This is a genomic window from Streptomyces anatolicus, from assembly GCF_019400875.1.
Lineage (GTDB): Bacteria > Actinomycetota > Actinomycetes > Streptomycetales > Streptomycetaceae > Streptomyces > Streptomyces anatolicus.
In genome coordinates this window covers 1-2572 of sequence record NZ_WMBF01000688.1, presented here as the reverse complement: position 1 = coordinate 2572, position 2572 = coordinate 1, and the positions used below count along the sequence as shown (strand labels likewise).

General features: G+C 70.6%; 3 protein-coding genes. 1 reads left to right on the top strand and 2 read right to left on the bottom strand.

The features are described 5' to 3' along the window. Positions 1-175: 175 nt before the first annotated feature. Both GKQ77_RS31395 and GKQ77_RS31390 read right to left on the bottom strand, forming a co-directional pair. Positions 176-1267: a M20 family metallopeptidase gene (locus GKQ77_RS31395; RefSeq protein WP_219692510.1), complete on the bottom strand. Its 1092-nt coding sequence runs from the start codon at positions 1265-1267 to the stop codon at positions 176-178. Between the two features lie 57 nt (positions 1268-1324). Beyond that, a complete protein-coding gene (locus GKQ77_RS31390; RefSeq protein ID WP_219692509.1) occupies positions 1325-1876 on the bottom strand; it encodes a GNAT family N-acetyltransferase in 552 nt (183 codons plus the stop codon). A 25-nt stretch (positions 1877-1901) separates the two neighbouring features. On the opposite strand from GKQ77_RS31390, the gene GKQ77_RS31385 reads away from it, so the two are divergent. Continuing rightward, the gene (locus GKQ77_RS31385) at positions 1902-2435 is read left to right on the top strand and encodes a CGNR zinc finger domain-containing protein (RefSeq protein ID WP_219692508.1); all 534 of its coding nucleotides are present in this window, start codon (positions 1902-1904) and stop codon (positions 2433-2435) included. The last annotated feature ends 137 nt before the right edge of the window (positions 2436-2572 follow it).

Here is a 2572-nt window from a genome sequence, read left to right as displayed (position 1 = left end):
GAGTTCATGATCTCAGCGTGTCAAGCGAATTCGTGCCCCGCACATGCTTTTCCGGCCCCAGGACGGACGTTGCCGCTGTGGGCAGGCGTTCCGCAGGGCGGAACGGGTGGGCACAGCCCTCAGCGCAGGGTGCCGATGAAGGAGGCGGCACCGGGACCCTGGACGCTGGGGGCGTTCACCGGACAACCTCCTCGACGAGGGCGGCAAGGAGCCGGGCACGGGGAACCATCTCGGCGACGACGACGTGCTCGTGGTCGGCATGGGCTCCCGCACCAACGGCCCCCAGGCCGTCCAGCGTGGGGCAGCCCAGCCCGGCGGTGAAGTTCCCGTCAGAGGCCCCACCGACCGCCGCCGACAGCAGCGTCCCCAGCCCCTGCCGCCGGGCGATCGCGCGGGCCCGCGCGAACAGCTCGGCAGACGAAGCCTCCTCCAGGGGCGGCCTGTTGGGCCCACCGCGCACCTCAAGTCGGGCACCGGGCACGGGCACCTCCAGCGCCCGCACAGCGGCATCCACCCGCTCCTGCGCCTGAAGGGTAGGCACCCGCACATCGACGCTGACCGTGGCCTCGGCGGGCACCGTATTGCTCGCCGAACCGGCCGCCACCACCGTGGGCACCACCGTCGTACGCCACTGCGCCGACGCGCCCGCGTTGACCTCCTCGGCCAGCCCTTCCAGGGCGAGGATGAGATGCGCGGCCCCCACCGCCGCGTTGATGCCCTTGTCCGGCTCCAGACCGGAGTGGGCCGCCTTGCCGTGCACCACCAACTCATAGGCGGACGTGCCCTTACGTGCCGTCTTCAGCGCGCCACCGTCCCCCGACGCCTCCAGAACGAAGGTCGCCACGCACTGCCGTGCCGCCTTCTCGATGAGCGCCAGCGAGGTGTCCGAGCCGACCTCCTCATCCCCGGTCACCAGCACACACACCCCCTCAAGTGAGGGCAGCGAGGCCAGCGCGTGAAACATCTGCACCAGACCGGCCTTCATGTCGAAGATCCCAGGACCACGCGCGATACCCTCCCGCACCGACCACGGATGCGTGGCCAGCGAACCCATCGGCCACACCGTGTCGTGATGGCCCAGGAGCAGCGCCCTCGGTGTGCCGAACACCCACCGCAGATGCGTCACCCCGTCGATGACAAGCCGCTCGGGCTCAGCGCCCAGAAGACGCGCACCCTGCGCGGCCACCACCTCCGCGCTGCGCGCCACGGCGGCCAGATCGGCGGAGTACGACTCGCACACCACCAGCTCCTCAAGGTCCACGACCATCGCGGCGAGCAGATCCTCGGTCACCTTCGACTCCTCCCAGGAGACATTCCTGCGATGCTACGGGCGCCAGTACAGCGCGGGATCCGGGTGGTCGGCAAAGCCCAGGGCACGGTAGAGGGGTTCGCCCTCCGGCGACGCGTACAGGTCGACGCGGGAGGCCTCCCGCTCGCCGAACCAGCCGAGCAGTGCCCGCATGATCGCCCGGCTGTGGCCGCGCCGCCGGTACGCCGGGTCGGTGACCACGCCGATCACGTGGCCGACGCGTCCGCTGGAATTGTGCGGGCCGGGAAACCACTGCTCGACCGTGCCGATGCCGCAGGCGGCCAGGCCCTCGTCACCGTCCACGACCAGGATCCTCGCGGACTCCGCGGTCAGCTGCTCCTTCAGGACCAGGGCGAGGCGGTGGCGCCAATCGTCGCCCGCCGACGAGGGGTTGAAGTAGTCGCCCCCCAAGTCCGCGAAGAGCGAGGCACGCAGCCGTACCAGCTCCGGAATGTCGTCCTCGACGGCCTGCCGCACGTCCCGCTGCCGTGCGTCCTGCTGTTCCTCGCGCTGCTCTTCGTGCTGTGCCTCAGGCCGCTCTTCTGGCTGCTTCTCGGGGCGTCTCATGAGATCACCCTGCTGTAATCACCTTATGCACCTCAACCCTTACGGCACCGACGCCGTGAACCTCGCCGCGGACCTGGCCAACCGGCGGCCGGCCGGCCCCGACGACCTGACGAACCGCTGCATAGCGGCCGGCCTGACCCTGGAAAGCCCGGCGGTACCAGCTGACTTGGACGTGCTGCTGCCCGCCCTCGACGCCTGGGAGAAGGTCGTCGACGCCACCGGCGAGCAAGAGCGCGCCGAGGCGGTCAACGGCATGCTGGCCGCGTCCGCCGCCCATCCCCGGCTGACCGACCACGCGGGCGACGGCTGGCATCTGCACTACCGCGAGGACCAACTGCCGCTCGGCTCCCTGCTGGCCTCCCTGATCTCGGTCGGCACCGCCCTGCATCTGGTGGGACGCGGAATGCACCGGCTGCGGCGGTGCGAGGTCGCCGAGTGCACCACGATCTTCGCGGACACCTCCCGCACCGGACGGCAGCGCTACTGCTCCCACCCCTGCGCCAACCGCGACGCGGTACGCCGTCACCGCGCCCGTGCGAAGCCTTGCGCGAAGGGTTGACCGGGCGTTTGAAGGCGCTTACGGTCCCGATCGCAAGTTCTTGCAGATTCAACCTGCAAGATTCTGCAAGCGATTCGTCGTGCCCGCACCGCCGTCCGGGCTCCCGCGCCCGGCACCCGCGTCCCCCACCCCACCGG

Excerpts from the sequence above, each read along its gene's own strand:
- GKQ77_RS31390 (WP_219692509.1), bottom strand. The coding sequence starts at position 1,876 with ATGAGACGCCCCGAGAAGCAGCCAGAAGAGCGGCCTGAGGCACAGCAC.
- GKQ77_RS31395 (WP_219692510.1), bottom strand. The coding sequence starts at position 1,267 with ATGGTCGTGGACCTTGAGGAGCTGGTGGTGTGCGAGTCGTACTCCGCC.
- GKQ77_RS31385 (WP_219692508.1), top strand. The coding sequence starts at position 1,902 with ATGCACCTCAACCCTTACGGCACCGACGCCGTGAACCTCGCCGCGGAC.